This window comes from Psychrobacter sp. UBA3068, from assembly GCF_002366815.1.
GTDB classification, from domain to species: domain Bacteria; phylum Pseudomonadota; class Gammaproteobacteria; order Pseudomonadales; family Moraxellaceae; genus Psychrobacter; species Psychrobacter namhaensis.
The window spans coordinates 33799-60311 of record NZ_DFBY01000042.1 but is presented as its reverse complement, the minus strand read 5'-3'; the positions used below and the strand labels follow the sequence as shown (position 1 = coordinate 60311).

The 26513-nt window shown below is 46.1% G+C and carries 25 protein-coding genes; 8 read left to right on the top strand and 17 right to left on the bottom strand.

Annotation, left to right across the window (positions count from 1 at the left end):
- Positions 1–3 precede the first annotated feature (3 nt).
- The 10 genes from B2P60_RS10155 to B2P60_RS10110 all read right to left on the bottom strand — a co-directional run bounded on the left by B2P60_RS10155 (position 4) and on the right by B2P60_RS10110 (position 11675).
- Positions 4–1368 (bottom strand): HD domain-containing protein, encoded by a 1365-nt coding sequence (locus B2P60_RS10155; RefSeq protein WP_286741199.1) that lies wholly within the window; start codon positions 1366–1368, stop codon positions 4–6.
- A 267-nt stretch (positions 1369–1635) separates the two neighbouring features.
- Positions 1636–2661, bottom strand: coding sequence for an L-threonine 3-dehydrogenase (gene tdh, locus B2P60_RS10150; RefSeq protein ID WP_286741198.1), 1026 nt, complete (start codon positions 2659–2661; stop codon positions 1636–1638).
- 63 nt (positions 2662–2724) lie between these two features.
- Positions 2725–3915 carry a glycine C-acetyltransferase gene (gene kbl / locus B2P60_RS10145; RefSeq protein WP_286741197.1) on the bottom strand — a complete coding sequence of 397 codons (1191 nt, stop codon included), beginning with the start codon at positions 3913–3915 and terminating at the stop codon, positions 2725–2727.
- A 458-nt stretch (positions 3916–4373) separates the two neighbouring features.
- Positions 4374–4577 (bottom strand): hypothetical protein, encoded by a 204-nt coding sequence (locus B2P60_RS10140; protein WP_286741196.1) that lies wholly within the window; start codon positions 4575–4577, stop codon positions 4374–4376.
- A 27-nt stretch (positions 4578–4604) separates the two neighbouring features.
- Positions 4605–5489, bottom strand: a complete 885-nt coding sequence (locus B2P60_RS10135) for an N-acetylmuramoyl-L-alanine amidase (RefSeq protein WP_286741195.1) — start codon at positions 5487–5489, stop codon at positions 4605–4607.
- 93 nt (positions 5490–5582) lie between these two features.
- On the bottom strand, positions 5583–6350 hold the full coding sequence (locus B2P60_RS10130) for an MOSC domain-containing protein (RefSeq protein ID WP_286741193.1): 768 nt from the start codon (positions 6348–6350) through the stop codon (positions 5583–5585).
- Positions 6351–6555: 205 nt separating this feature from the next.
- Positions 6556–6969 carry a ribosome silencing factor gene (gene rsfS / locus B2P60_RS10125; protein ID WP_193006302.1) on the bottom strand — a complete coding sequence of 138 codons (414 nt, stop codon included), beginning with the start codon at positions 6967–6969 and terminating at the stop codon, positions 6556–6558.
- A gap of 131 nt (positions 6970–7100) precedes the next feature.
- Entirely contained in the window at positions 7101–8000 is a 900-nt protein-coding gene (locus B2P60_RS10120) for a nicotinate-nicotinamide nucleotide adenylyltransferase (RefSeq protein WP_286741191.1), read from the bottom strand.
- 165 nt (positions 8001–8165) lie between these two features.
- Positions 8166–10313, bottom strand: coding sequence for a phosphate acetyltransferase (gene pta / locus B2P60_RS10115; RefSeq protein ID WP_286741189.1), 2148 nt, complete (start codon positions 10311–10313; stop codon positions 8166–8168).
- Positions 10314–10442: 129 nt separating this feature from the next.
- Positions 10443–11675 carry an acetate/propionate family kinase gene (locus B2P60_RS10110; RefSeq protein ID WP_193006305.1) on the bottom strand — a complete coding sequence of 411 codons (1233 nt, stop codon included), beginning with the start codon at positions 11673–11675 and terminating at the stop codon, positions 10443–10445.
- Positions 11676–12411: 736 nt separating this feature from the next.
- Here B2P60_RS10110 and lptM point away from each other — a divergent pair.
- From lptM to B2P60_RS10090, 4 genes are all read left to right on the top strand, one after another.
- Positions 12412–12726, top strand: coding sequence for an LPS translocon maturation chaperone LptM (lptM, locus tag B2P60_RS10105; protein ID WP_193006306.1), 315 nt, complete (start codon positions 12412–12414; stop codon positions 12724–12726).
- 92 nt (positions 12727–12818) lie between these two features.
- Positions 12819–14174, top strand: coding sequence for a diaminopimelate decarboxylase (gene lysA / locus B2P60_RS10100; protein WP_286741186.1), 1356 nt, complete (start codon positions 12819–12821; stop codon positions 14172–14174).
- A gap of 206 nt (positions 14175–14380) precedes the next feature.
- The gene (gene dapF, locus B2P60_RS10095) at positions 14381–15268 is read left to right on the top strand and encodes a diaminopimelate epimerase (protein ID WP_193006308.1); all 888 of its coding nucleotides are present in this window, start codon (positions 14381–14383) and stop codon (positions 15266–15268) included.
- A 62-nt stretch (positions 15269–15330) separates the two neighbouring features.
- On the top strand, positions 15331–16353 hold the full coding sequence (locus B2P60_RS10090) for a tyrosine recombinase XerC (protein WP_286741185.1): 1023 nt from the start codon (positions 15331–15333) through the stop codon (positions 16351–16353).
- Positions 16354–16447: 94 nt separating this feature from the next.
- On the opposite strand, the gene B2P60_RS10085 is transcribed toward B2P60_RS10090, so the two are convergent.
- Positions 16448–17347, bottom strand: a complete 900-nt coding sequence (locus B2P60_RS10085) for a nitrilase-related carbon-nitrogen hydrolase (protein ID WP_286741184.1) — start codon at positions 17345–17347, stop codon at positions 16448–16450.
- A gap of 319 nt (positions 17348–17666) precedes the next feature.
- On the opposite strand from B2P60_RS10085, the gene B2P60_RS10080 reads away from it, so the two are divergent.
- Together B2P60_RS10080 and hpf are read left to right on the top strand one after the other, a co-directional pair.
- Positions 17667–19340 carry an RNA polymerase factor sigma-54 gene (locus B2P60_RS10080; RefSeq protein WP_286741182.1) on the top strand — a complete coding sequence of 558 codons (1674 nt, stop codon included), beginning with the start codon at positions 17667–17669 and terminating at the stop codon, positions 19338–19340.
- A gap of 345 nt (positions 19341–19685) precedes the next feature.
- Positions 19686–20066: a ribosome hibernation-promoting factor, HPF/YfiA family gene (gene hpf / locus B2P60_RS10075; RefSeq protein ID WP_193006312.1), complete on the top strand. Its 381-nt coding sequence runs from the start codon at positions 19686–19688 to the stop codon at positions 20064–20066.
- 265 nt (positions 20067–20331) lie between these two features.
- Here hpf and thiS read toward each other — a convergent pair whose 3' ends face one another.
- The 4 genes from thiS to B2P60_RS10055 form a co-directional block, all read right to left on the bottom strand.
- The gene (gene thiS, locus B2P60_RS10070) at positions 20332–20532 is read right to left on the bottom strand and encodes a sulfur carrier protein ThiS (RefSeq protein ID WP_286741179.1); all 201 of its coding nucleotides are present in this window, start codon (positions 20530–20532) and stop codon (positions 20332–20334) included.
- Between the two features lie 87 nt (positions 20533–20619).
- The gene (locus B2P60_RS10065) at positions 20620–20994 is read right to left on the bottom strand and encodes a DUF423 domain-containing protein (protein WP_286741178.1); all 375 of its coding nucleotides are present in this window, start codon (positions 20992–20994) and stop codon (positions 20620–20622) included.
- Positions 20995–21045: 51 nt separating this feature from the next.
- Positions 21046–21909, bottom strand: a complete 864-nt coding sequence (rpoH, locus tag B2P60_RS10060; protein WP_198334935.1) for an RNA polymerase sigma factor RpoH — start codon at positions 21907–21909, stop codon at positions 21046–21048.
- A gap of 240 nt (positions 21910–22149) precedes the next feature.
- A complete protein-coding gene (locus B2P60_RS10055) occupies positions 22150–22611 on the bottom strand; it encodes a sulfurtransferase TusA family protein (protein WP_286741177.1) in 462 nt (153 codons plus the stop codon).
- A gap of 352 nt (positions 22612–22963) precedes the next feature.
- On the opposite strand from B2P60_RS10055, the gene B2P60_RS10050 reads away from it, so the two are divergent.
- Positions 22964–24673, top strand: a complete 1710-nt coding sequence (locus B2P60_RS10050) for a M48 family metalloprotease (protein ID WP_286741175.1) — start codon at positions 22964–22966, stop codon at positions 24671–24673.
- 110 nt (positions 24674–24783) lie between these two features.
- On the opposite strand, the gene B2P60_RS10045 is transcribed toward B2P60_RS10050, so the two are convergent.
- Entirely contained in the window at positions 24784–25233 is a 450-nt protein-coding gene (locus B2P60_RS10045) for a GatB/YqeY domain-containing protein (protein WP_193006317.1), read from the bottom strand.
- A 199-nt stretch (positions 25234–25432) separates the two neighbouring features.
- On the bottom strand, positions 25433–25648 hold the full coding sequence (gene rpsU / locus B2P60_RS10040; RefSeq protein ID WP_010195908.1) for a 30S ribosomal protein S21: 216 nt from the start codon (positions 25646–25648) through the stop codon (positions 25433–25435).
- Between the two features lie 451 nt (positions 25649–26099).
- Here rpsU and B2P60_RS10035 point away from each other — a divergent pair, with 451 nt between their 5' ends.
- Positions 26100–26507, top strand: a complete 408-nt coding sequence (locus B2P60_RS10035) for a hypothetical protein (protein ID WP_286741172.1) — start codon at positions 26100–26102, stop codon at positions 26505–26507.
- The last annotated feature ends 6 nt before the right edge of the window (positions 26508–26513 follow it).

The window sequence follows — 26513 nt, the reverse complement described above, 5'->3', positions numbered from 1 at the left end:
TTTCTATTTTGGACTGACTATACCATGATCTTCAATGCTAAATTCCCATAGTGTTGAATTATCGTTATCGGCTATCTTCCTACAGTCTAGCTCAATAGGATATTTTTCAAATATTTTACGAGTGTTTTCATCGTATGGATTAGCGTTAAGCGGTAAGGGTTCCTGAGATTTCTCTGGTTCATGTTCTAACCATACTCGTACCATCGTTGCATCAATCGCATTTTGAATGAGTTCTCGATAGATACTCATATCGTTTTCGTATAGATTGTTTCCTTGTAATAACTCAATCGCACTACGCTCATCTAACGAAAACTTCATTGGTTTGTCATTGAGTAGAATTTTTTTATCAGTCATCTCAACATCAAGTTTATTAATAGTTGGAAGTAATCCGAAGTCACGACTAGGGACGATATTTTTCCATTGTGACATCTGATTTTGAATCTCTTCTTTAATCCAATCAAACCAGTTGCGACATTCAATATATGCCATCTCAGTACTACAAATAGCCGTTACGCTTACCGTTTCATTATCTAGCTGAAATTCTCGAATAGCTTGATGCTTATGTTTATGCGTTTCGCTAAAAGACGGCATATTACCAACTTGTCTTGCCATAACAGGGCAAAAGCGGTTGTCATCGATATCAAACAAGTCACCTAAGCGGAGTAAGCAAGCGACGAAACGAGGATGACAATCTTCTGTACCCATACCTGTTTGGCGAAAAGGTAAGTCCTGCATGACGTAGTTAAAACTTTTACCATGAGATAAACAGATTTGAGCGAGATACCGATAAATACGGTTTGGGAGTAACTCGGTACGTGGAGAGCTAATATTTAGCTTTTCAAATGGTTTTAAAACGACTCTTTCGGAGTTGGCGGGGTGGTCACGCCGATACCATTCGGCAACCATCTGACGATATTTTTCAACGCCTTTATATGGGTTATCATAATGAACAAGAGCAGCTTCCCAACCGTCGTTATGCCACACTTTGGCAAACTCATGTAAGTCTTGAACATTGTTATTAGCAAGATCTTCAACGTAGTCTTTAAAATGCTCATTTTTAATTACATCTTGAACTTCATCAGCATTAAACAACATACCGATATCATGCCAGTAAGCCGCTTCTAGAATTAACCATGTATCTGTTGCTGTTAGCTTTTCAATATTGCTACCAAGTAGACGTTCGACATTGACGAGGATTTGCTGCGAGTGCGATTCGTTGTGGCTACTAAAGTGCGGATAATAACTCCCCACATTTTCAAGCGACTTACCGACGAGCTTTTCATCAAACTCCCATTGCGACATCAAGATTCTGGTATTGCTATCTTCTTCGGTTTTTCTTTTTAAATGCTTGATTAATCCTGCACTCATCGTAAGTCCCTTTTAATTTCTACATATGACGTTTGAGTTTTATATCACTTATAAACATAGGTTGATTCTACCGTAAACGCATGATTAGTGGATGAAAATCTTTTCATTCAACTATTTATATTTTGAACGCTTCTGAGCCTCTGAAATTACCTTGTAAATCTCATCACCTTTTAATACCCAAAAAAAACGGCACTAAAATCAGTGCCGTTTTATCAGTCGTGACAATTTAAACCCTAATCACGACTCCTCAAATGCTAAATCACCAAATTAATCCCAGCTTAAAATTACCTTACCGCATTGTCCACTTTCCATGATATCAAAGCCCTCTTGGAAGTCATCGATGTGCATGCGATGGGTAATGATTGGCGACAGATCAATACCGCTAATCAGCATTTGCTCCATCTGATACCACGTCTCCCACATCTCACGCCCATAAATACCCTTTAGGGTTAACGCCTTAAAGATAATCTTGCTCCAATCCACCGTGGTGGTATTAGGTAAAATACCCAAGAGCGCAATTTTAGAGCCGTTATACATGTTACTAATCATCGAATCAAAGGCCTGAGGCGAGCCTGACATCTCAAGCCCAACATCAAAGCCGTGCATTTTTAATTCATCGATAGCGCCTTCGATGGTTTCACCCTTGGCTGGGTTGATGGTCATCGTTGCACCCATTTTTTTGGCAAGCTCGAGGCGATAGTCGCTGATATCGCTGACCACAATATTACGTGCCCCTGCAAAGCGGCAAATCGCCGTTGCCATTGAACCGATCAGCCCGGCACCCGTAATCAGCACATCTTCACCCAGTACAGGGAATGAAAGGGCAGTATGCGTGGCGTTGCCAAAGGGGTCCATAATGGCAGCCATCTCATCGCTGATACGCTCATCGAGTTTGATGACATTATCGGCAGGTATCACCAAATATTCGGCAAACGCGCCATCGCGATCAACGCCCACGCCGATGGTGTTTTCGCACACATGTAGCTTACCGCGGCGGCAGTTACGGCAATGGCCACAAGCGATATGACCTTCGCCTGTGACTCGGTCACCCACTTCAAGATGCTTGACGCCATCGCCCATCTCGCTAATGACACCGACGTATTCATGTCCGATAATCATAGGTGTCTTAATGGTGTTTTGTGACCACTCATCCCATTTATAAATGTGCAAATCTGTCCCGCAAATGGCGGTTTTTTTAATTTTAATTTTTACGTCATTAATACCAACGGTCGGTTCTGGCATGTCTTGCATCCAGATACCTTTTTTTGCATGGGCTTTAACCAGTGCTTTCATAGTTCTCTCTTATTTAACTGCGTTGCATTTCATTGTTGAATTTAGATAAATATCGAACGACGCTTAATCAATCACTTTCATTTGCTTGGCGACTTTGATAAAGGCGGCGATACATTGGTCTAGCTGCTCGCGCGTATGGGCAGCAGAGAGCTGGACACGAATGCGAGCCTCGTTTTTGGGTACGACAGGGTAGAAGAAGCCAATCACATAAATGCCCTCTTCAAGCAGTGCATCTGCCATTTGTTGTGAGACATTGGCGTCATACAGCATCACCGCACAAATGGCCGATTCGGTGGGCTTGATATCGAAACCCGCGTCTTGCATTTGCTTGACAAAATAGGCAGTGTTTTCATGCAGTTTGTCTTGTAGGGTATTGTCTTGCGACAGCATTTCAAACGCTTTTACCCCAGCGGCAGCCACCATAGGAGGAATGGAGTTTGAAAACAGATACGGACGTGAGCGTTGACGCAGCATCTCAATGATCTCTTTTTTACCCGTCGTAAAGCCGCCAATTGCACCGCCAAATGCCTTGCCCAACGTACCCGTGATCAGCTCAATATCACCGCGTAAATCAAACAGTTCAGTCACGCCACCACCGGTGTGACCGACGACGCCTGCTGAATGCGACTCGTCAATCATCACCATGGCATCGTATTTTTGTGCGAGCGCATAAATCTCATCCATCGGCGCCACATTGCCATCCATTGAAAACACACCATCGGTGACAATCAAACGAAAACGCTGTGCTTGCGCCGCTTGCAATTGCGTCTCTAAATCTTGCATATCCGCATTGGCATAGCGATAACGCGCGGCTTTACACAGGCGCACACCATCGATGATTGAGGCATGATTTAACGAATCAGAAATAATGGCATCATCAGAGGTCAAGAGTGGCTCAAAGGCACCGCCATTGGCATCGAAACAGGCTGCATAAAGAATCGTATCTTCGGTATTAAAAAATTGAGAAATCGACGCCTCTAATTGCTTATGCAAATCTTGCGTACCACAAATAAAACGTACCGATGACATGCCATAACCTGAGTCTTCAATGGCTTTGATCGCCGCTTGTTTAATCTCAGGGTGGTCAGACAATCCAAGGTAATTATTGGCACAGAAGTTAAGCATCTCACGGCCATCCGCGATCTTGATTAGCGCATCTTGCGGAGAGGTGATAACGCGCTCGTTTTTATACAGTCCTGCCGCGCGTATATCGCTGATTTCTTGTTGTAGATGTTTTTGAAAAGCTTGATACATAAATTTTCCTTTTTTAATATTATTGGAGTTTGCATACGTCATGCAAATATTAGTAATGCAGATAGTAGGCCTGCTGATAGCACCAAACGATCAAAGCCACGCATCACTCTAGTTTTCAGTAAAACCAACGAGACGGTGCGAGCAGTGATACTATCTATCATCCGGTAATCTATAACTCCGTAAGCGGCAATTTTATCATTAGCCCAACGCAATAAGTAGCCCAAGCAACGCCTTATCAACTAAAGCATCGAACACAAGATAAAAAGGGACGCCAATCACCATGGCAATGATATAGTTAGGTCGCTATAAAAGGGATACAGATAGACTGGTATAAATTTTTCGCAGCCTCTGTCGGCGTAGGCACAGCAAGCAAGTAAAACTTATACCAGTCTAGTGCATTTATATAATGCATCTGTTTCATTCAGCGTTGACTATAGAAAGTACTGACGGGTAGATATCTATTCATCTATCGAGCTATCAGGAGTCTTGCCTTGCGCCTGAGCCATCAACTCATGAATTTTAGCGCTCTCCTTTAAGACACAAGCGTCATACGCTGAGAGTGGTTGCGACTCTTTCTCCTCTTGCTGTTCTTGCGCTTGTTTGGTTTTTTCTTCTAGGTATTTTTGCAGATCGTCTTGCTCATCGTTTTGAGAGTGACTCATGGTATATCTCCTGCTGTTTTGTAACGTTTAATAAAAATCATCCTTGCCAGCATACTTCTGATTTAGCGCCTGCAAAATCGCGTAGGTCTCGCTATCCATGTTACCTGTTGGCTGCTGCGGGCGAAAGTGCAACTGAAACGCATAAATGACATCACGGCTGGCTTCATCCCACGTATCAGTGTCGTTGATTTGATAGCCGTATTGGCGAAACGCTTGCTTGATCTCAGGTATCGTTGCCGATTCAAACGCTTCTTGATTTAGCAAGAATTGCTTATCAAATTCATCATACCAAGCGCCGATGCCATAATCGACGTACAGTCGCTCCCAAGGGAACTTGGCACCGGGGTCGATCTTGCGCGAGGGTGCCATGTCCGCATGACCAATGATGTTTTTGGGTGAGATGTCATAGCGCGCGGCGATATCTTGCACCAATTGTGCGACTTTTTTAATCTGCAACTCATTAAATTCAACATAATGATGATAAGGACGATAATCGAGCGTGCCGTTTTTGAGTGCATCTCGATATTCAGGCTTGATACCGCTATTTACGATCTCGATGCCGATAGAGGTATCGTTTAATATGGTTCTGCCTGAGAATCCGCCATCGCCTGCGTGCCAAGCGCGCTCGGACTCTGGCACGAGGTTATAGATTTTATCATCGTCTTTGTCCAATATCAGATAGTGCGCACTCACATTGCCCGTGGTCAAGGTTTTGATTGAGCGCTCATTGTCTGAGACCGTATAGTGCAGGACGATGGTTTTGATACGCTCACTTTTGCCAGTCGCTTGATACGTTTTACTATCGACGCTGTAGTTTTTGGTCGTTGCAACTGGCGGGGGCGTTGTCACGCAACCAACCAAGGAGAGGGTTAGCCCGCAAGCCAATGCCGTCGATACAGTATTTTTTGCCATGAAATGCTCTGCATGAATAAAGGTGGGGGATACGCATCTTTATTTTACGTGTGTATTGCGATTAGATGATGTCTAATGTTTTAAGACTTGTGTTCAACCTTGCCGAGTCTTCTTAGCCAACACTTTTTTCCAACTGTCTTCTAAACACTCAATCGCGAGCCACGGCTCAATGACATCAGCATCGAATTTTTCTTTACTATTGGCCAGTTGCCATAGTGTCTTAAGCGTGGCAAACGGGTAAGGGCGCTTAACCAAATAAACGGGCAAATCTGCATGAATCAGGCCATCACGTACGACCTGAAAGTACCAACCAGCAATGCCTTGCTTACTCACCCATGCGGCAATATTTGGCACTTTGGTGAATTGGCCGATTTGGTCATTGATCTTATAACACGGACGGCGCGGTTGGACGATACGAAGTTGTACGCCATCCTCACCGCTTATTTTGTCTTCACGCAATTGCCCATACTGATAGACATCGCCAATACAGACCGTCGTCTCATCCATCTCTGGTAAACCATTGACCGCTTCGGTGGTGAGGTTCTCGCCCAGTGTACCGATGCGCACTTTTAAACCAAACTCTGCATTAATCTGCTCGTACGTCGCGATTGGTAATTGATGCACCGCTTTTAAGGGGCCACCATGATGCTTACGATCCGCTTGCTCATCGGTGGTCAGACCCATAAAGTTGACGGCGACGGGTGCTTTGATTGGCATTTTATCGATGGCACTCATTTGCTCACGGGTGAATGGCATGGCTTTGCCAGCACGCACACAGGTGAGGTTGGCAATATGCAGGGGTAGGGTTTGGTTAAAGTCCGTCTGGATTTGTACGCTGGTATCGGCTGATTTGGTGTGCATTACGTTTCCTAATGGCTGCTCATTTTTTAGCAAATACGATTTGATGATTGCCATTATCTTATCGCAATCATAGGTCGCTTTCAGCCCATTTATATTGAGTATACAAATGGGGATACTTATAGACAGTCAAAAAAAAGACCAGAATCAGCATCTGGTCTTTTTAGTATGATAAGTGAGTGTTATAAGCTCACTGCACGCAATACGCTTATTTGTTTTTGTTGCGACGACCTGCCGTTTTCTTTTCGCGCGGGGTGGCGACCAGCTCAGCCAACTGCTCAGGTGATGACCATAGGCCTTCTAAGTCATAGAACTCGCGCGCTTGTGGCGTCATCATATGGACGACCACAGCGCCCAAATCAATCAATGTCCAATCAGAGTCGATGCCGCCTTCACGGCCAAGTGGCATAAAGCCGCCTTGCTTTGCTTCTGCGCCGACACTATCAGCCATCGCGCGTACATGGCGCTTTGAGGTACCATCAGCGATGACGATACGTTCGGTGACGTCAGTCAAGTCTTCTACATTTAATACGGTGATGTTCTTCGCTTTCATATCAGTTAGCGCGCTTTGTACAAGGTTTAAGCACACGGTTAAGCGTTCTTCAGTCATGGTGTTGGTCATAAATTTTCATCTCTTGAATCGTCAATATTTAAAATAAAAGGGTAAATCGTTAATTTGGATTGTCCAACTGCTCAGGTGTCGTCAGTCATGTATAAAGACAAAATGGGCAAAATGACAAAGATAAGGTGATTTTAACGGAATTGGGCAGCAGAATATAGCTGATGGGCGATAATATAGTGATAAACAGCAGGATTTAGCCATTTAGCCAATGGATTGGATTTATTAGGGCGCATGATATCATTTGTTGGCGGTACAGATGTCATTTGCCTGTCGGCTGAATGAGTGATATCGGGTCGCTCTTTTGACGACTGTAGCTGCTGGCGTATTTGGGTACTCGATACTGCTTTGATCGGGCGCGTATCTATGTAAATGCGGCCTTGGTGAGCATTTTTCAAGGGGCTACTGGCTTTAAGCATGTCTGACGAAGGCGTTATCAAATCAGTCGGTGAATCTATGACGAGAGGTTGCAACTGTATGGGTAGTTTGGCTTGAATGGCAAGGGTATCTTGAGACGTGTTACTTTTTTTAGTCGCAAAAAGGGTGTTATCCATATCAGACGGGCTATTGACGTTAGGACGACTAAAAATCCAGAGATTGACATAATCAGTCAGCCTAAGCCCCTCTTTCCATTGACCTAAACTCAGCGCGCTGTCCATACCAATGATAAATATCAAGCTGTCATTTGGATAGCGTTCTCTTAGCGTGCGTACGCTGTCGATGGTATAGACAGGCGGCGTCTGCCGCAGCTCAAGCTCATTAATCTGTAGCGGTGTGTTGAGTGTCGCAAGCTTTAACATGGCCAGACGATGGGCGGGGTCGGTGCTTTTTTGCTTAAAAGGGGAGCGGGAGTTTGGTAATAATGACACGTGCAGGTCGCGCTGTTGCAGCCTAGCTATGGGCAACAAACGTTGATAGACGGCCATTGCCATTTGTAAATGCCCCTCGTGCACAGGGTCAAATGATCCGCCCAAATAGGCACGAATGGCGGGCGCAGGACTTTTATCATGACGGTTATGGGCAGCATTTGGCATAAATAAATGAGCAAAAAAGCGTGAGAGAAGAGCGTTATTGTAGAGGGTGCGTGGGTACCTGTCATTAAAAGCGCGCAAAAATCGTCAGAAACCTATAATAAAAAACCGACCATCATGACGATAGTCGGTGATATGCAGTACGGTGACGCATAAATTCTAATGCAATTAAATCTGGTCGCTATAGGCTTGGATGGCGGTTAGGGCGATGGTGTAAACAATATCATCGACCAAAGCTCCGCGTGATAAGTCATTGACGGGCTTATTCAAACCTTGCAACATCGGGCCAACACTGATGACGTTGGCACTACGTTGTACCGCTTTATAAGTGGTATTACCGGTATTGAGATCTGGGAAAATAAAGACGTTGGCTTGACCAGCAACAGGCGAGTCAGGGGCTTTTTGTTTACCCACGCTCATGACTGAGGCTGCATCATACTGTAGTGGTCCATCGACTTTTAGATCTGGCGCACGCTCGCGTACGATTTGGGTGGCACGAGTGACTTTTTCGACATCGGCGCCTGCCCCTGATGAGCCAGTAGAGTAGCTAATCATCGCAACTTTTGGATCGATACCAAAGGCGGCAGCAGACTGGGCTGATTGAATAGCAATCTCAGCCAACTCTTCAGCATTCGGGTCCGGATTGATGGCACAGTCACCATAGACGACCACTTGCTCAGGCAATAGCATAAAGAAAACGGATGACACGAGTGAGTACTGCGGAGCGGTTTTAATCAACTGAAACGCTGGACGGACGGTGTTGGCAGTGGTGTGAATCGCGCCTGAGACCAAGCCATCGACTTCGTCCATCTGTAGCATGGTGGTGCCCAAATACACGGTATCTTTGAGGTATTCAGCAGCGACATCTTCAGAGGTTTTACCTTTACGGCGCTCTACGACAGCAGTGACATATTTGCTTATATCGAGACTATCAGGATCGATGATCTCTAGGCCCTCTGGTAGCGTTAAGTCACGGTTTTTCGCCACTTGCTCGACGTCGCTACGCTTCGCAAGTAGAACACAGTTGGCGATGCCGCGGCTTTGACAGATACAAGCTGCTTCGACCGTACGAGGTTCAGAGCCTTCTGGTAGTACGATGCGTTTTTTGGCATGCTGCGCTTTTTTGACTAATTGATGACGGAAGGCAGAAGGAGACAGACGCGGCTTATAATCGCGGCTGAAGTAGTCTTTAATCCAGCTTAAGTTTAAATGCGCCGCTACGTAACGGGCCACTTCTTCAGCGCGTTCTGTATCATCACTTGGAATCTCAGAGCTCATGTGCATCAGACTCTGTACCGTCTCATAACTGTCGCTTTCGACACTCATCACAGGAATGCCCGTTTTGAGCGCTGATTGCCATAGCTCAGCAACCGTCGCACTTGGCTCGACGCCGCCTGTCAACACCAAACCTGCCAGCGGGATGCCGTTAATGCATGCCAACCCAGCGGCCAGTAATAAATCATCACGATCACCAGGAACGACGATTAGGGTGCCACGTTTGAACACTTCATCCACGCGGTTCACGGAGCGTGCCGTTAGGCTAATACGATTGATGCGACGCGTTTTTGCGTCACCCACATTGAGCCATTTGGCATCAAGCTCAGTGGCAATATCCCAAGTGCGAGGCACAGACAGTGAGTCACTAAAAGGCACCACACCGATTAAGCGAAATGCTTCAGTATCAAAGTGAGGAGACAAGCGTTGGACTTCCTGCATGAAGGTGTCGTCCAAGCTCACGATGGCCTCACCAGGAGCAACCGGCTGGGTCTCAAAGGTATTTGGGACATCGTGCACCCGCATCAAAATCACGCCTAGCGTACGAGCATTGGCGATACCGCCAAACTCGCGAGCGTGGACATCGAGCTTGTCAGCCAGATAGGCAGGCTTGCTGGTGTCAGCCGTGCTGACAAAGATGATTTTGGCGTCTAGCGCATGGGCAATGGCACGGTTGATCTGTGAGGCATACGAGGTTTCGGTGGTTGGTACCAGACCTTCGCAGATGACCACATCATGACCGTCACCAATCGTGTGATAATTGACGACCACTTCTTCCATCAAGTCATCAAGATTGCCATCACCAATCATGCGCTCAACGCGCTGACGACTGATGGATTCGGGCGGGTTTAAACCAAAAGCGTGCATGGTTAAGGCACTTGAGCTGTCTAAGCTGCGCTGCTTATCCAGAGTGTCGTCTTGCAAAAATGGCTTCATAAAGCCCGCTTTTATACCGTTGTAGTCAAAAGCACGAATCAGGCCGAGCGCAGCTGACGTGACACCAATGCCGCGGCTGATGGGAACAAGTAAAATGGTTTGCATAGTGTATCCTACGGTTTATTATATTCTGACAGCTCAAGTCATCCTTGCTGAAATGAGAAAAACGTCGCGCTTCTTACTTATTGATTTTTAAGAAGCGCTGATCTAAGCAACGACTCAAAACGGCCGTGTTTAGACTAAGTCCAAAGCGTCACGAGTTTCTTGGGCGATGCGGCACTCTTCATCCGTTGGTACCACCCATAGCTCGATGCTGCTATCATCGGCGTGGAAGCTACCTTCACTGCCACCGAACAGGCTTGCGTTTTTGTCCGCATTTACTTTGATACCAAAATGACGCATCACTTCTAAGATGCTCGTACGCGTGGTCACTGAGTTTTCACCGATACCACCGGTAAAGACAATACCAGTAAATTCTGGCAGCGCACAGCTCAAGCTGGCGAGGTATTTACCGACGCGGTAACAGAACATCTCGATGGCAAGCTTGGCGTCTTGATGGCCTTCATTGGCCGCTTGTTCGACAGTACGTAAATCATTAGATAGCCCTGAGACACCCAATAGACCACTTTCATTATTGAGCATGGCATCGATCTCTTCCAAGCTCATACCGAGCTGGCGCTTTAGGTGTATGTGTAGGCTTGGGTCAACATCACCACTACGCGTACCCATCATGAGTCCCTCAAGCGGGGTCAGGCCCATACTGGTATCGAAGCTTTTGCCGTCATAAACGGCCGTTGCCGAGCAGCCGTTACCCAGATGCGCTGTGAGCCAGCCATGCGGGCCTTTAGACTCTGTAATCTCACTGGCACGCTCTGAGACGTAGGCATGAGACGTACCATGAAAGCCGTAGCGGCGGATTTTGTGCTCTTCATACAGAGCTTTTGGTAGCGGATAGCGAAAAGCAACTGGCGGCATGGTTTGGTGAAAGGCTGTGTCAAAGACGACTACTTGAGGAATGTTAGGATAAATCGCCTGTACCGCTTCGATACCCAAAGCGTGGGCAGGGTTGTGTAGTGGCGCGAGTATTTTTAAGCGTTTCACCTCGTCCAGTACATGTTCATCGACACGGACAGCTTCAGAGTACTCACGGCCACCATGGACCACGCGATGACCAACCGCGATGAAGTGATATTGTTCTAATAGCTCAAGGATTTTTTGTAGCGCTAACTTGTGACGGCCACCTGGGATCGAGATTTCAAGCTTGTCACCATTCAGTGTGGTGTGCTTGATACGAGCAGTATCAAGACCTAGGTTTTCGGCCAAACCAGTGATACGAGTAGAGTTATCATCGCTAATCAGCGCGTATTTGATGGAGGAGGAGCCGCAGTTGAGAACTAAGGTAGGATTGGTCAGGGTTGATGTGTCAGTATTTTGGTCATCAAAAGTGGTGGTTGGGCTAGCGCTCATACTCTATCCTTAGATTATATGTTATGAATGGTGATTCATCATCGATGAATACCGGTTAAATACATAAAAATCAGCCACATCCATGCTGATATACAGTGAGCAAGTATATTGCTGATTTCAGTCCCTTTTGCGTTGGCACTACTGATAAGTGCTTGTAAGTCGCATGCTAGCGCCTTACTACCGCCTCAAGGTAGAGCATAATGTAACATATTTTTGTGGCTATACCACGATAACTATAAGGGTTAACGCAAGAGAAGGGGGGTTGTCGAATACAACTGTACACCGACTGTGGCTAGTGTTTGTCGGGCGCTACAGCAAAAAAGTAGAACCAATAAAAATTGTAAGAAAATTTTTCTAAATAACCTTAATGCGTTTTGCACGCGGGTTACGGTGTACAACTACACCTGTGGTTAATTCAAAATAATAGGGGGAGTGCAAAATGAAATTGACACATTAATATCGCCATCGCTGTACCCTGGGTATAAATTTACCTTGCGTGCTGTGCCTACGCCGACAGATGCGGCGCTAAATTCATCCCAGCAGTCCTATATCGGTTTAAATAGTAAACCTGAATAATTACTAAATTTATTAGGCAGACGTCTCCAGTATGCGCACAGCTTTATGTAATAATGTTATGATTCAAAACAGCCGCATCTGCCGTTTTTACGTATTGCCTTTCTTTTACTGTACTTATTACTATACTTACACCGTTGCAAGCTTACAGGTTATCTATTTTATGCTTACCATACGCCGCACTTTAAAAACTAAGCACGCCAACGCCGTTCATATTAGTCGCCGTGCTCTTTCTACTGTTCTTATGGGTAGTGTTTTGATGCTAAGCTTGTCAGGCTGCGGACAAAAAGGCGATCTATATTTGACAGATGCTAGTAACCAAACCATTCAGAGTTCAGCTGTACTGGAAAGTACCAGCCATCCACAAGACGCCGCTTTTGCTGGTATCGATGATGATAACTATCAACCCATAACTGATGGCCAAAAATCGTCCGATTTTGTGTTACCAGAACCCAGCAGTGATCCCAACGATTACTGATACTGAGTAAACATTTACTTTTAAAGCGCATTGCTGCTTTTTTAAAACATGATTTCCAACCTTGCTACCCTGATTACATTAGAGATGTTCATATGAGTCATTCTGAGCCACAAGCTGGCGAGTCCGTCACCACCCAGACCGAACAAGGATTATACATCGATCCTAAAGCCTTAACTGCTTGCTTGCCCGCATTGCATTATCGTGATGAGGCGTTGTATATGGAGCAGGTCAGTGTTAAAGAGCTGGTTAAGCACTACGATACGCCATGCTATGTGTACTCAAAACAGGCGATATTAGAGGTTTATCAAGCGTACACCGATAGCTTTGCCAGTCTAAAACACCAGATATGTTATGCGGTAAAGGCCAATTCCAATTTGGCTGTACTGGGTGTATTAGCACAAGCGGGCGCTGGATTTGATATCGTCTCACGTGGTGAGCTGATGCGCGTGTTGGCGGCAGGCGGCGCGGCATCACGTGTGGTGTTTTCGGGAGTTGGTAAGACGTATAGCGACATCGAGTTTGCACTTGCTCAAGGGATCGGCTGCTTTAATGTCGAGTCAATAAGTGAGTTGGCGTTAATCAACGAGGTAGCAAAGACGCTTGATAAATCTGCGCCAATCTCATTACGCGTCAATCCAAACGTCGATGCTAAGACTCATCCGTATATCTCAACGGGTCTAAAAGACAATAAGTTTGGTATTACCCATGAAGAGGCGCTGGCGGTCTATCAGCAAGCAGCGGATTTATCTCACATCGATGTCGTTGGGATTGACTGTCATATTGGCTCGCAGTTGACTGAGGTCGAACCCTTCGTCGCGGCATTGGATAAAGTCATTGAGCTGGTCCATAGCCTACGCGAGCAAGGTATTGAGCTGCGTCACATCGATTTAGGCGGCGGTTTGGGCGTGCGTTATATCGATGAGACGCCGGTGTCTATCGATGAGTTTGCGACTGCTTTATTACCGAAGCTTAGCGCGCTTGGCTTGACGGTGTTCTTTGAGCCGGGTCGCAGTATTGTGGCCAATGCTGGTATCTTATTGACTCAAGTCGATGTGCTAAAACCCACTCCCCACAAGAACTTTGCCATTGTCGATGCGGCCATGAACGATCTGATTCGTCCTGCGCTATATCAAGCCGACATGGCTGTGATTCCTGAAACGCTACCAAAAAATGGCTTGGATACTGAGGGTACGCAGGCGTGGGATATCGTTGGGGCGATTTGTGAAACGGGTGATTTTTTGGCCAAGGATCGTCTGTTATCCTTAGCCACCGATGATATTTTGGCAGTTACAGGCGCTGGTGCTTATGGGTTTACCATGAGCAGCAATTACAATTCGCGTCCGCGTGCCTGCGAAGTCATGGTGGATGGTGATCGTCATCAATTGATTCGTAAGCGCGAAACAATTGAAGCGTTATATGTCGATGAAATATTGTGGCAAGACAAGTAACATCGCCAAAACCACTTCTTTATTTGACCCTTAAAGAGAACCCACTGTGATGATAACAGTGGGTTTTTTTGTGCCAGACTCTGATTGTATAGAGTGAGATTGAGCTGTCAACATCACTTGGTATTTGATAGCAGTGATAGTTATGATTGTAACTGACAGCGTGCTAATATAAGACATACATAAAAATAGGATAGGATATCAAGGGTATGCTAATAGAATTTACTAAGATGCATGGTCTGGGCAATGATTTTATGGTCATCGATTTGGTGACCCAGCGCTTAGATTTGACCAAGGATTTGGTGCAGTTATTGGGCGATCGTCACTTAGGCATTGGTTTTGATCAACTGCTCGTTGTTGAGCCGCCGATGCGTCCTGATGTTGATTTTAGCTATCGCATTTTTAATACCGATGGCACAGAAGTTGAGCAGTGCGGCAATGGCGCACGCTGTTTCGCCCGTTTTGTGCAAGCACGTAAGTTGTCATTTAAGCAGCGTCTGCGGGTGGAAACTGCCAGCGGCATCATTTCATTGACCACAGACCGTTATGGTTGGGTCGAGGTCGATATGGGCAAGCCCAAGTTTGAGCCGGATGAGATTCCGTTTACGCCCAGAGCCACGACTAAGATTCAAAACGCCTATCATTTAGATGTCAATGGTACGCCCGTGCAACTGTATGTGGCTAACATGGGCAACCCGCATGCCGTGATCAAAGTCGATGATGTGCTTGATGCAGAAGTCGAAACCTTGGGCAAAGCCATCGAATCACATCCTGCTTTTCCAGATCGTGTGAATGTCGGTTTTATGCAAGTGATGAATCAGCGTCATATTCGCCTGCGGGTTTATGAGCGCGGTGTGGGAGAGACGCAAGCCTGTGGCACAGGCGCTTGTGCAGCGGTGGCTGTCGGTATACGGGAAGGCTGGCTGGATGAAGGTGAAGAAATACGCGCACAGCTATATGGCGGCAGCATGATTATCAAATGGCAGCCGGGGTATTCGGTCATGATGACTGGTCCAACTGCCTTTGTCTATGAAGGCGTATTTAGCCCCGACGGTCTGATGGCGCAAGCAGGTATGAAGCCCAATGCAGAAGGCTAAAGTCTGGCGCAATAGTGTAAACGGTGCACGTGTGCTGTTAGACCAATAACAGGATAGGTCTTATGGTGATCTCGCGTAAAAATAGCCAGTCTACAATGACGGAATCATGGCTATCAGCTGAGCTGGCAGCCACTGTGGAGGCAGATGCTGCCTTGCGTGAACTACTATCGCCTGTCCATCGTTGGCTAAACACATTATCAGTGCGTAATCACTCAGAACACACGCTAAAGGCTTATTTTTCTGGGCTGAATCAGTTGGCGCTGTTTTTGCGCGGCAAACGTTTGACATGGACGCGCTGTGACAAACGTCAGCTGGCCCAGCACATCAGCCAGCGCTTAGATGAAGATAAGTTGGCGCTCGCCAGTGTTCAGCAAGAGCTGTCGGCTATCCGTCACTTTTATGGATGGTTGATTGAAGAAAACCTAGCACGTATCAATCCAACCACCGGCTATCAGTTAAAACGTAGTCCTAGGCCACTACCGTCTATTGCCGATGTAGATTTGTTGACGCAACTGCTGGATCAAGAGGTTCCTGACACCCCAGAGCAAGCTCGCTTGTGGTTGCGTGATAAGGCCATGTTTGAGTTGCTCTATAGTAGTGGTTTGCGCGTGGGCGAGCTGGTAGCATTAGATATGGCAGATGTAGATTTGTCCGTTTTGCGTGTACGAGTGACTGGTAAAGGCAACAAGACGCGCTTGATACCCTTGGGCGCGAAGGCAGCAGAGGCGATTACGCGCTATCTACCGCATCGGAACCTCTGGGTGGAGCAGATGGACAGCGCATTGTTTATCAGTGAAAAACTCGGCACACGGCTATCCACGCGAGCCGTACAGCAACGCTTAAAGGTTGCCGCTACCCGTGCTGGCATCGCTCAAAACATGTATCCACATTTGTTGCGTCACTGTTTTGCGTCTCACATGCTGTCGGGCAGTGGTGATTTACGTGCCGTCCAAGAAATGCTTGGGCATAGTGATATCAGTACCACACAGATTTATACCCACGTAGATTTTGCTAAATTGACACAGGTCTATGACCGCGCCCATCCACGCGCGACTCACGCCCATAGTGATAGTGACGCTCTTTAAGCGTTACTCAGCCACGTTACCAATCAGCTAAGTTAGTAATTGTCCTAGTGATCTAAGCTACTAACCATTTAGGCTGCTAATTATCTAAGTTATTTTAAGCCAAACGATGACAATCAAAGATTGGCAGTTTTTGGCGGCCTTGCTCTTGTGCCTGTTTGTCTAATGACGCCATGACTAAGGCATAATTCTTGTCTGCTTTTGCCCCTGTGGGTTTATCCAGCTCGCTGTGACCATAACTGTTGATCATCGTTCCATCATAAGCGGTAATCGCTGTGTGTCCCCATGTCTGACGGATGTTACCGTCTTTGTAGACATGGTCGCCGCCTTGTGCCGCGCCAATCACCATACATTGACTGTCTAAAGCACGCGCACGCAGTAAGAGCGACCAGTGGGCTTGACCGGTCAGATAGGTAAAGGCTGACGGCGCACTCAATAGATCAGCCCCTGCTTGACGCAGTCGTTGTGCCAATGCTGGAAAACGCAGATCAAAGCACACCATCATACCTAATTGATAAACCGCATCATTGACTTCAATCGGAGCCATCACGGTTTGTGTGCCCGGCTCAAAAGTTGCCGCTTCATTATAGCTGCCTTGTTTGTCCGCAACCGTCGCGGTAAACAAATGAATTTTGTCATAGCGCGCCACCCGCGAGCCATCAGGCGCAAACAGCTGACTGACTTGTCGTAACCTACCATTAGGAACGATCATACCATCAGGGCGATAGGCGCAAGGTAGTGAACCTACCAGCACGTAAATATTGTACGTGTTTGCATAGTTTGCGAGCGTCGCTGACAGCTCATCAAAGCGCTCAGCGGTGGCAAATTGTTGCCCCATGCTACAGCAGTTTTCAGGTAAGACCACAAGCTTCGCGCCTTGCTTATGGGCCTCGATAATGGCGGCTTGTATATCCGTTAAGTTTTTCTCTATATCTTGCTGGCTATTCATTTGAATGGCCGCTGTGGTAAATGGATGATTCTCTGTTGTGTCACTCATAGTATTCTTCCCAGCTGTTGGTTTTAAGACTGATGTCATTAACCCTAGCATTACTAAACCATTATCTCGTTGTTTTTTATAACACGCTTACGATTGTGATTAGATTTTTGTTATGAGTAATGCAGCGATGAATGGCGAAATAAACAAATTTAAAAGGTCTTATAAGTAGAACATAACAAGCGTATCTGGGCAGGGTATAAATTATCATAGCAAAATTGCGGTAAAAAATGCTATCGTCATGTCCTGATTAGGTTAAATCATTAGTTTAACTGGCTACATATATAGACTATCCCCACCATCGGAGTGTAATAAACCACGCATGAGTATGTCGTTCGGATTGGCGACCACGCTGAGTACCTCACAGAAACTGACACCGCAGATGCAGCAAGCCATTAAGTTGCTGCAACTCTCTAGTCTTGAGCTGGCGCAGGAGGTTCAGCTCAAGTTGGATAGTAACCCTCTGCTAGAACGTATCGAGGATGACGAAGAGGAATATGACGCCGATGATAGAGGAGAGTCTTTAACACTTGATGATTGGAATCAAAGTGCGGGCATGGAGTCATTTAGTGGAGAGTCCGACAGTTCTGAGTCAATTTCTGATTATACCTCTGAGTATAATGATGATTTTAGTGATGGTTTCGACAAATTACAGCCAGCGAGTATTGATAATGGGGCAATGGAGTATCAAGCGACGGATAGCGATGACGACAGTGGTTTGGATGACAGTAACGTTGACCACAACAGTTTTGAGAGTAGCAACCATGCCTCTGCTGCTACCACGTCAGCTAACAGCAAAAGCGACGAGGATTTTGATAGTTATCAAGGCGGCACATCCGCCACTATACAAGACCATGTGCGCTGGCAGCTAAACTTTAAGCGTCTATCAGAGACGGACACGCTGATTGCCACCTATCTGATGGACGCTATGGATGATATGGGATTTGTGCGGCTCGATATCGACGAGCTGTTACAAAGCTTTGACACCATGGCGAGCTTTTATCAGTGGGAGACACGGGTTGAACATGACGAAATAATGGCGGTGTTGCGTATTATTCAATCTTGCGACCCGCTGGGGGTGGGGGCGCGCAATTTGAGTGAATGCCTAGCGATTCAGTTAGCTAAACTACAGGCTGACACTGAGCATTTAAAAGAAGCGCAAGCATTACTATCAGCAAGCGAGCATTTGGTAAGCAACAATATCAAAGCCCTCACTGAGCGCACGGGGCTTGCCCCTGAGAACATCACTCCAGCACTCAATCTATTGCGCACTTTAAACCCTTCACCAGGACTGCTGTTTCAAAGCAATCAGCCTGACTATACTCAGCCGCCTGCCAGCTATGATATTCCTGATGTGCTCGTCACCCCTATGCGTCGCCGTGATGGAGATAGCAACTCTGATACACAAGGCGGAGGCTGGCATGTGCGTCTGAATCCTGACACCCTGCCAAAGCTACGAGTCAATCAAGAATATGCCAACTTAGTCAAACGCGGTGATGACAGCCCTGACAATCAGTACCTACGTGAAAACCTCACCGATGCGCGGCTGTTCATTCGTAGTATCGAAGAACGCAATCAAAACTTACTCAAAGTCGCCACCAGCATTGTGCGCTATCAGCAAGACTTCTTACAGTACGGTGCCACTGCCATGCAACCGCTTATCTTAAAAGTTATTGCAGAAGAAGTTGAGTTACACGAATCTACCGTCTCGCGTCTGACCACCAGCAAAACCATTTTGACCCCGCAAGGGTTGTTTTCTTTAAAGCACTTCTTTTCTTCACACGTGAGCAGCACGGATGGGGATATCTCATCAACCGCTATCAGTGCCATGATTAAGCAACTCATCGCGGATGAAGATCCTAAAAAGCCACTGTCAGACAGCCGTATAAAGGATTGTTTATTGGCAGAAGGTATCGATATCGCCAGAAGGACGGTGGCCAAATATCGGGAAGCGATGAATATTGGCTCATCTACCCAGCGTAAACAAAAGTATTAACGGTCGTGACTTACTGACTCATTAGCAGGGTCAGATAGCTGTTAAAACGATATGGATAAATATAAAAAATAAAATTTTTTGATTATATAGAAACATTTAGGAAACAACAGGATTTATTACATTTAATTACAATATTTTGTCTTGCTACTATTTAGTTTTCATGACAAATTAGAGTCATACCAACAACGTTACCTCAGTCATTTACTACTTAATAAAAAGGCAGCTATATAAGGATAAGTTCCTCTTTTATTAAAAATACTCAGGCAGTTGTTGGTAAGGCAGGATGACAAAGGCAGGAATGCCACCTCATCTGTTGACTGTACGTAATAATAAAAGGACGATAATATGAATGTTTCTATCAGTGGTCACCATATCAGTGTTACCGAAGCTATGGACACAGCGGTTCGTGAAAAGCTTGTCAAAGTAGAGCGTCATTTTGATCAGATACAAAGTATTAAAGTGATCTTGTCGTTAGACAACAGCGGCGCGAGCGATGGCGGTCAAAAATGCCACAAAGCGGAAGCGATTTTGCGAGTCTCAGGTCAAGAAATGTTTGTCCAATCTTGCGAAGATGATATGTACAAAGCCATTAATGACATGGCCGACAAACTTGATAGACAGGTGCGTAAATATAAAACCCGTCAAGAGCGGAAAAAGACTCAGGGTGCAGGGCGTGATGGACGCTATGAAGACCTCACCACCGCTGATGTGGCGCCAGCCGTATAATGCTAGTGACGTTTAGTGAGCGTAGGATTTAATGAGTATCGACTAATAAAATAATAAAGGTATAAATAGTTAGGTTATTCGATTTTACTGCTTCTAAACTATGACGTATAAAAAGAAAAAAGACTTCAACCGTATCATACGTTGAAGTCTTTTTTATGAGCCATAAACTTGAGTAGCAATAAAGCGAGTCTTAGCACGTAAGGTAGGGCGTCAGTAAATGAAGCGAACGTGACGCTGCCGTCTTATTTTTAAACACCGTGCTTCATCAGCCACCACCGACCGCTTGTACCACTTCAATATTCATACCTTCGACGACACGTAACTGGGCAAGCTCACTTTTTGGGATCAACTCACCATCGACTTCTACGGCGTAACGGCCTTGGCTCAGTCCCAGCTCATTGATGACCAGCTGTACCGTCTGATGGGTGGTTTGTAAATTCTTGCCATTGACGCTAATGGTACTCATAAAACGCGCTCCTAAATTATTAAACAATCCTTTTGACCAACTTACCGCTATCGACTACTGGACTAATGACTATCTCCTGCTTGGCATTTAGGTCTCTAAATGACCCAAACGAAAAGCCGTTACGGCAAGCCAGAGCCAACCCATAATCATCAAACCACCACCGATAGGCGTAATCGCGCCAAACCAACGCGGTGCGCCAAGCGTCATCGCATATAGACTACCAGCAAATATAAGAATGCCAATCTGTAGTAGCCACGCCGTGGTTTGTGTGGCGTATCTGAACTGAATCAATAAACCAACCAGTAGCAAGCCCAGCGCATGTACAAACAAGTAGAGGGTTGCCGTATGCCACCATGCAAGCTGCTGGGCGCTCACCATACTTTTTAGGCCATGCGCACCGAACGCTCCTAGTCCAACAGCGATAGCCATATTGGTCGCTGCAATACCTATCCAATTTATCATAGCGAAACTCGCGTTATTTAAAGACACATCGCAACGAAAAGGATGCTGCTCTTATTGAAGGTCATCGGGCAAAATCACGCTATCAATGGTCATGGCATCGCGAATCTTATCCATGGCATTTTTTTCGATTTGGCGTACACGCTCAGCTGAGATGGAGTAGACGGCTGCCAACTCATGCAAGGTGGATTTTTGCTCAGAGAGCCAGCGCTGCTCGACAATATCACGTGAGCGATCATCTAACGTGCCCATGGCCGCTATTAAGGCTGAAGAATTATTCTCTTCCCAGTCCTCTTCTTCTAACTGCTCAGCAGGATCAATCCCATCTTCTAAGAACAGTTGCGGCGCATAGCGGCCGTCGTCATCATCGCTAGACTGTGCCTCAAAAGACGCATCATAGGAAGTCAGGCGTGATTCCATTTCTAGCACTTGCTTGCGAGTGACATTTAAGTCATTGGCAATGGCATCCGCTTCCTCTAGCGTCAGCTGATTATTGGTCTTTTTAAGGCTACGCAAGTTAAAGAACAGCTTACGATGTGCTTTGGTGGTCGCCACTTTGACAATGCGCCAGTTACGAATAACGAATTCATGAATTTCAGCCTTAATCCAATGCACCGCAAAAGACACCAAACGGACGCCTTTATTCGGATCAAAACGTTTTACCGCTTTCATGAGTCCCAAGTTACCTTCTTGGATCAAATCGGCTTGCGGTAAACCATAGCCTGAATAGCTGCGAGCAATATGAATCACAAAGCGCAGATGTGACATGACTAGCAGACGCGCGGCTTCCACATCACCCTCGTCATAATAGCGATGAGCCAGCTCTTGTTCTTGGACGGGCGTCAAAATTGGGATTTGATGAACGGTATTGATATATGCACCCAAATTGACCCCTGGCGCTGATAAATGAGTGGGCATCGCGGGCACTAAGTCTCGCGTGCTGGTATCACCAAGCGCACTGGAATCATACGGAGGGCGCTGTGCCGCTGCTTTTAACGCGGCATCCCGTGCCTCATTTTTTATAGGCGCTGCATCGTCTTTTTTACTCGTTTTCGCAGCATCATTAGAAGTATTAGCCATATTCTTGACCTTGGTTAAATAGTTAAGCAAATAGTCAGATAAAATCTTTATAGTTGTAATTGTAAAGGATAGCGATACTTAGTTGCTATCAGTTTTGGTAATGATGAAGTGATATATTGTATCGAAACGCTGTGATGGTACGCTATCATCTGGCGGTGGAGTAGTGACCCTATGAAGGCTCAGTAATAGCTGGTTTGCTGTGTCTGTTTGCTGGCTTTGACGACAAAAAGCCGTGATATCCGCTTGCGAATTGGCATCAGTGGCGACCACGTATAACGACTCGCCACTGGTGACATCGCGTAGCGCGACTTTGGTTTTTAACAGCGGCATGGGACAAGCAAGTCCGCGGCCATCGACGAAACGCACAATATTAAGCGTAGATTGCTCTTTTTCTGTTTTGCTACTTGTTGTTGCCGCATCATTCGCTGGCAACAAGGTTAACAAGGTATTCACCGCTTGTTGCTCAGCGCTAGATAAAGTTGCTGCTAAATTTATCGAGTAAGGTGCGTATGTGAGGGTGGACTGACTATCAGCAGACATAAGATATACCTTATAAACATCAAATTTTTGGTTGGTAATATTGTTTTTATTATCAGTAGGTGGCGTCAACATCTCGTTATTTAGTTTTTTGTACTGATCAGCTGTTACTTTCTAGTGAGCCAAACCTATCGTTGTAGACGCTTATTATATCAAATAGCCAGTAGACAATTGCAGTTGAATATAGTCAACGTCATGTTCGATTCTCTAGAATCACATAATGATGTTTCACAACAGTGACGGGCTACTTGGTTATTGGTAGTCAAACGCTTACTAGAATTGACCTTATATACATAAGCTCGTATAGTCAAAAAGATGTTGTCATCACTCACTTATACTTGTATAGGATAAGCACTTGTCCCACTCTAATAGACAGTCGATGCTTGATAGGGCGACCATGAAGCAGTTGAATACAGACAAGACAGCCAAGCGTACGCTGGAGGTGATATCGCCCTTCTATTCGCAAAAAAGAACGGGCGGCGCTATCTCAGTAGCAAGCGCTCTTAAACTGGTGGCTTCCGCTACGCTGCTGGCGGTGACCACCGCTGCTAACAGCAATGACAGTAACAATAACAATAGCCAAGCGACGCCATTTGCCTACAACTCGTGGCAATCCCAAAACCCAGAAGAATTGAGTTTACCCAATTTGCGCGGGCAGGGGTTAAGCTTTGCTGAGCAGTATCAAAATAAACTGCTTGGCGAGTGGTCGCTCCGAAACGTCAATGGGCGCATCAAGATGGAGCATGACCCTTGGATTCATGAAACCGTGAAAGACATGACGTGGCGGCTGAATGCACAAGCACGGCAACAAGCACCAATGGGTTTGGTTATTATTGACAGTCCGAGTATCAATGCCTTTGCAGCCCCAGGCGGCGTCATTGGTCTCAATACAGGGACGATCTTGGCCGCCAGTAGCATGGATGAGCTTGCCAGTGTCGTGGCGCATGAGGTCGCTCACATCAGCCAACATCACTATGAGAATGGGGCAGATGAACGTAAAAAAGCGTTACTGATGCAGATAGGCGGTATGCTGGCCGCGATTGCAGCGTCAGCTGTCGATAGTGATGCGGCGGCGGCGGTAATGATGGGTAGCCAAACTGCAACGATGAACAGTAGTATGGCTTTTAGTCGTAGCAATGAGCGTGAGGCGGATCGAGTAGGGATGCAAATCATGACCCAAGCGGGTTATGACCCAAGAGCCATGCCACGGTTTTTTGCCACGATGAATCAACAAAGCCAGCTCAATCAAGTTGAGAATCGATTTTTACCAAGCTTTGTACGGTCGCATCCACTCAGTAATGAGCGACTGAGTGAATCGCAAAGTCGCGCGCAGCACTATCCCTCATTATCACTAAACCAGCAGCAACGTTATCAGACGTTATTTGATCTGCTTTATTGGCGCGTACAAAGTACGGGTCAGCACGCCTCTGAGACAGTATTAACGACCGCGGCGAAAAATAGCGTTGGTGCCAAACTGGCCTTGATGCACTGGTATGGTGAGCAGCAGCGCTTTGAAGACGCCGACGAGATATTGGCTGACATTAAAGCGTGGCCAGCGGCGCGGCGTCAGGGATTAGAGCCTTTGCTATCGATTACCCACAGTCAGATTTTAAGTGAACAAGGCAGGTGGACACAGGCCGCTGATATTTTAGAGAGCCAGCAGCGCCTGTATCCTGAGCGTCGTGACCTGCGCCTTTATTTGGCGGAAGCACTCACCAACAGTAACCAACCTGTGAAAGCGCAAGCGTTGCTCAAACCGTTGACTGAGCAGCAACCAAGCGATCGTTACGCGTGGCAGAGTCTACAACTGGCCAATGAAAAGCTTGCCAAAACCACGACATCACCACAATTGGCCAAGATTGCAACCATCAACGCATTACGCTATCGCAGTCATGATCAGCTATGGAGTGGTCGTTTTGATCGTGCGCTTACCTCACTCACCCAAGCCAAACAACTGACAGAGAAACTGCAAAATACCGCACAAGCCAGCAGTGCGCGTCCGCTATTGGCCAATATTAATGCAGAAATCAAGGCGGTAAAAACCGCCAAAGACTTTGAGCCTTAGGCGGTTGCTTTTTTCGACAGACGGTTGCTTTTTTTGATAGGCGATTGGTTTTAAAGCACTGTCTTAGGGGGTGGCGATCGATGCAGCATTTATGACGCCACAAAAAACGATTAGCCCTGTAGCGCCTCTTTAACCAGTTTAGAGATTAACGCAGGATCCGCACGGCCAGCGGTTTTGGTCTTTAGCACACCCATCACGCTACCCATGTCACGCATTGAGGTCGCACCCTGTTCAGCGATCTCAGCGTTGACTAATGCACTAATTTCATCATCACTCATTTGTTTTGGCATAAACTCATTGATGATATCAATCTCAAACTGCTCTTTGGTCGCTAAGTCATCGCGGCCATTTTCTGTAAAAATAGTGAGCGATTCTTGACGCTGTTTTAGCTGCTTTTGTAACACTTCTAGTACTTGGGCATCATCAAGTTCTGTTTGACGGTCAATCTCAATTTGTTTGACGACCGATTGCACATTGCGCAAGACTTTAACCCGCTCAAGCTCACGAGCTTTCATAGAAGTTTTAATATTGTCTGATAAAGTCTGTTTGAGTTGGCTCACGGTTATTATCCTTGTACGTTAAGTTTTATGGGTGAAACGCTATTCGTTCAATGTTAAGGTGAAAGCCTGCTGATGCGGACTCTCATAAAAGCATGTGTCAGCAATAATAATAAAAATTGTAGCATAAAAAACGCCACTGATATCGATGGATAACAGTGGCGTTAATGTAGCGCTTGTACTTAACTAATCGTATTATCGATTAGTACATACGAGTGGTACGAATAGTTTCGCGTTGTAACTTTTTCTTATAACGCTTTACAGCAGCAGCTTTTTTACGCTTACGTACTTGCGTTGGTTTTTCATAAAACTCACGCTTACGCACGTCTGATAATACACCAGCTTTTTCACAAGCGCGCTTGAAACGACGGATAGCGATATCAACTGGTTCGTTTTCTTTAACCTTAACTGCAGGCATGAAGACTCCTCGATTAGGATGAGATACAAAGGCATTAGTTTGGCTGTGTATTAGTATTTAGCCGTAATATCTCAAGATTACTGGCATCAGCTCAAACTAGGATAATATTGCGCAGGAGCACAAGGGCAGGTATTTTAATAAAAAATATCAACAAAGTCAATGATTTTAGCGCATTAATCCCTATTTATCATTAAGTTGCAGAGTGCCCCATCAATTCATCGCATCATGAAATAGACGTGTTGACAGACAGGCACTCCTGATAAGCATGTTTCAAACTTATGGGGCAGCAATGTAATAAAAGCGGTAGCACAGTGACCCAAAAAGCGCTGTATGGTGTGAATAAAAAACCCCTACTGTCTATAACGGTTTGGGCGGAGTTTATGCTATGATAATTTGTATGGAATACTAAGCACATTACCCGTTTTATAGGCATTTTATTGAGGATGTTGGAATGAGAAAAACAGTACTAAACACGGCGTTAAGCACAGCATTTATCGTCGCTTTGGGTGTGAGCGTTAGCGCTTGTGGTGGCGAAAACGAGCATGACTCACACGAAGTATTGGCAAAAGATCGCGTGGATGAAGCTGCTGCACTGGCTATCAAAAATGCGCCGCCAGCTGAAGACATAGATTTTCCAGAAACAGCTCCGATGCCAGCTGCTGAAACAGATGCCGCAGCAGTAGAGGGCGCGGCAACGGCCGAAACAGCAACAACTGATGCAACAACAACTGAAGCGGAAACGACTGGCGCTGATATGACAGAAACGGCTGCTACTGACAATGCGGGTGCGGCGGGTGCGGCGGGTGCAGGTTCTGATAGTGCCGAGACGGCAGCCACTAGTAGTGCGGCGCCTCAATAAGCGCTT

Coding starts and splice junctions, on each gene's coding strand:
- B2P60_RS10155 (WP_286741199.1), bottom strand. CDS start 1,368: ATGAGTGCAGGATTAATCAAGCATTTAAAAAGAAAAACCGAAGAAGAT.
- tdh (WP_286741198.1), bottom strand. CDS start 2,661: ATGAAAGCACTGGTTAAAGCCCATGCAAAAAAAGGTATCTGGATGCAA.
- kbl (WP_286741197.1), bottom strand. CDS start 3,915: ATGTATCAAGCTTTTCAAAAACATCTACAACAAGAAATCAGCGATATA.
- B2P60_RS10140 (WP_286741196.1), bottom strand. CDS start 4,577: ATGAGTCACTCTCAAAACGATGAGCAAGACGATCTGCAAAAATACCTA.
- B2P60_RS10135 (WP_286741195.1), bottom strand. CDS start 5,489: ATGGCAAAAAATACTGTATCGACGGCATTGGCTTGCGGGCTAACCCTC.
- B2P60_RS10130 (WP_286741193.1), bottom strand. CDS start 6,350: ATGCACACCAAATCAGCCGATACCAGCGTACAAATCCAGACGGACTTT.
- rsfS (WP_193006302.1), bottom strand. CDS start 6,969: ATGACCAACACCATGACTGAAGAACGCTTAACCGTGTGCTTAAACCTT.
- B2P60_RS10120 (WP_286741191.1), bottom strand. CDS start 8,000: ATGCCAAATGCTGCCCATAACCGTCATGATAAAAGTCCTGCGCCCGCC.
- pta (WP_286741189.1), bottom strand. CDS start 10,313: ATGCAAACCATTTTACTTGTTCCCATCAGCCGCGGCATTGGTGTCACG.
- B2P60_RS10110 (WP_193006305.1), bottom strand. CDS start 11,675: ATGAGCGCTAGCCCAACCACCACTTTTGATGACCAAAATACTGACACA.
- lptM (WP_193006306.1), top strand. CDS start 12,412: ATGCTTACCATACGCCGCACTTTAAAAACTAAGCACGCCAACGCCGTT.
- lysA (WP_286741186.1), top strand. CDS start 12,819: ATGAGTCATTCTGAGCCACAAGCTGGCGAGTCCGTCACCACCCAGACC.
- dapF (WP_193006308.1), top strand. CDS start 14,381: ATGCTAATAGAATTTACTAAGATGCATGGTCTGGGCAATGATTTTATG.
- B2P60_RS10090 (WP_286741185.1), top strand. CDS start 15,331: ATGGTGATCTCGCGTAAAAATAGCCAGTCTACAATGACGGAATCATGG.
- B2P60_RS10085 (WP_286741184.1), bottom strand. CDS start 17,347: ATGAGTGACACAACAGAGAATCATCCATTTACCACAGCGGCCATTCAA.
- B2P60_RS10080 (WP_286741182.1), top strand. CDS start 17,667: ATGAGTATGTCGTTCGGATTGGCGACCACGCTGAGTACCTCACAGAAA.
- hpf (WP_193006312.1), top strand. CDS start 19,686: ATGAATGTTTCTATCAGTGGTCACCATATCAGTGTTACCGAAGCTATG.
- thiS (WP_286741179.1), bottom strand. CDS start 20,532: ATGAGTACCATTAGCGTCAATGGCAAGAATTTACAAACCACCCATCAG.
- B2P60_RS10065 (WP_286741178.1), bottom strand. CDS start 20,994: ATGATAAATTGGATAGGTATTGCAGCGACCAATATGGCTATCGCTGTT.
- rpoH (WP_198334935.1), bottom strand. CDS start 21,909: ATGCCCACTCATTTATCAGCGCCAGGGGTCAATTTGGGTGCATATATC.
- B2P60_RS10055 (WP_286741177.1), bottom strand. CDS start 22,611: ATGTCTGCTGATAGTCAGTCCACCCTCACATACGCACCTTACTCGATA.
- rpsU (WP_010195908.1), bottom strand. CDS start 25,648: ATGCCTGCAGTTAAGGTTAAAGAAAACGAACCAGTTGATATCGCTATC.
- B2P60_RS10035 (WP_286741172.1), top strand. CDS start 26,100: ATGAGAAAAACAGTACTAAACACGGCGTTAAGCACAGCATTTATCGTC.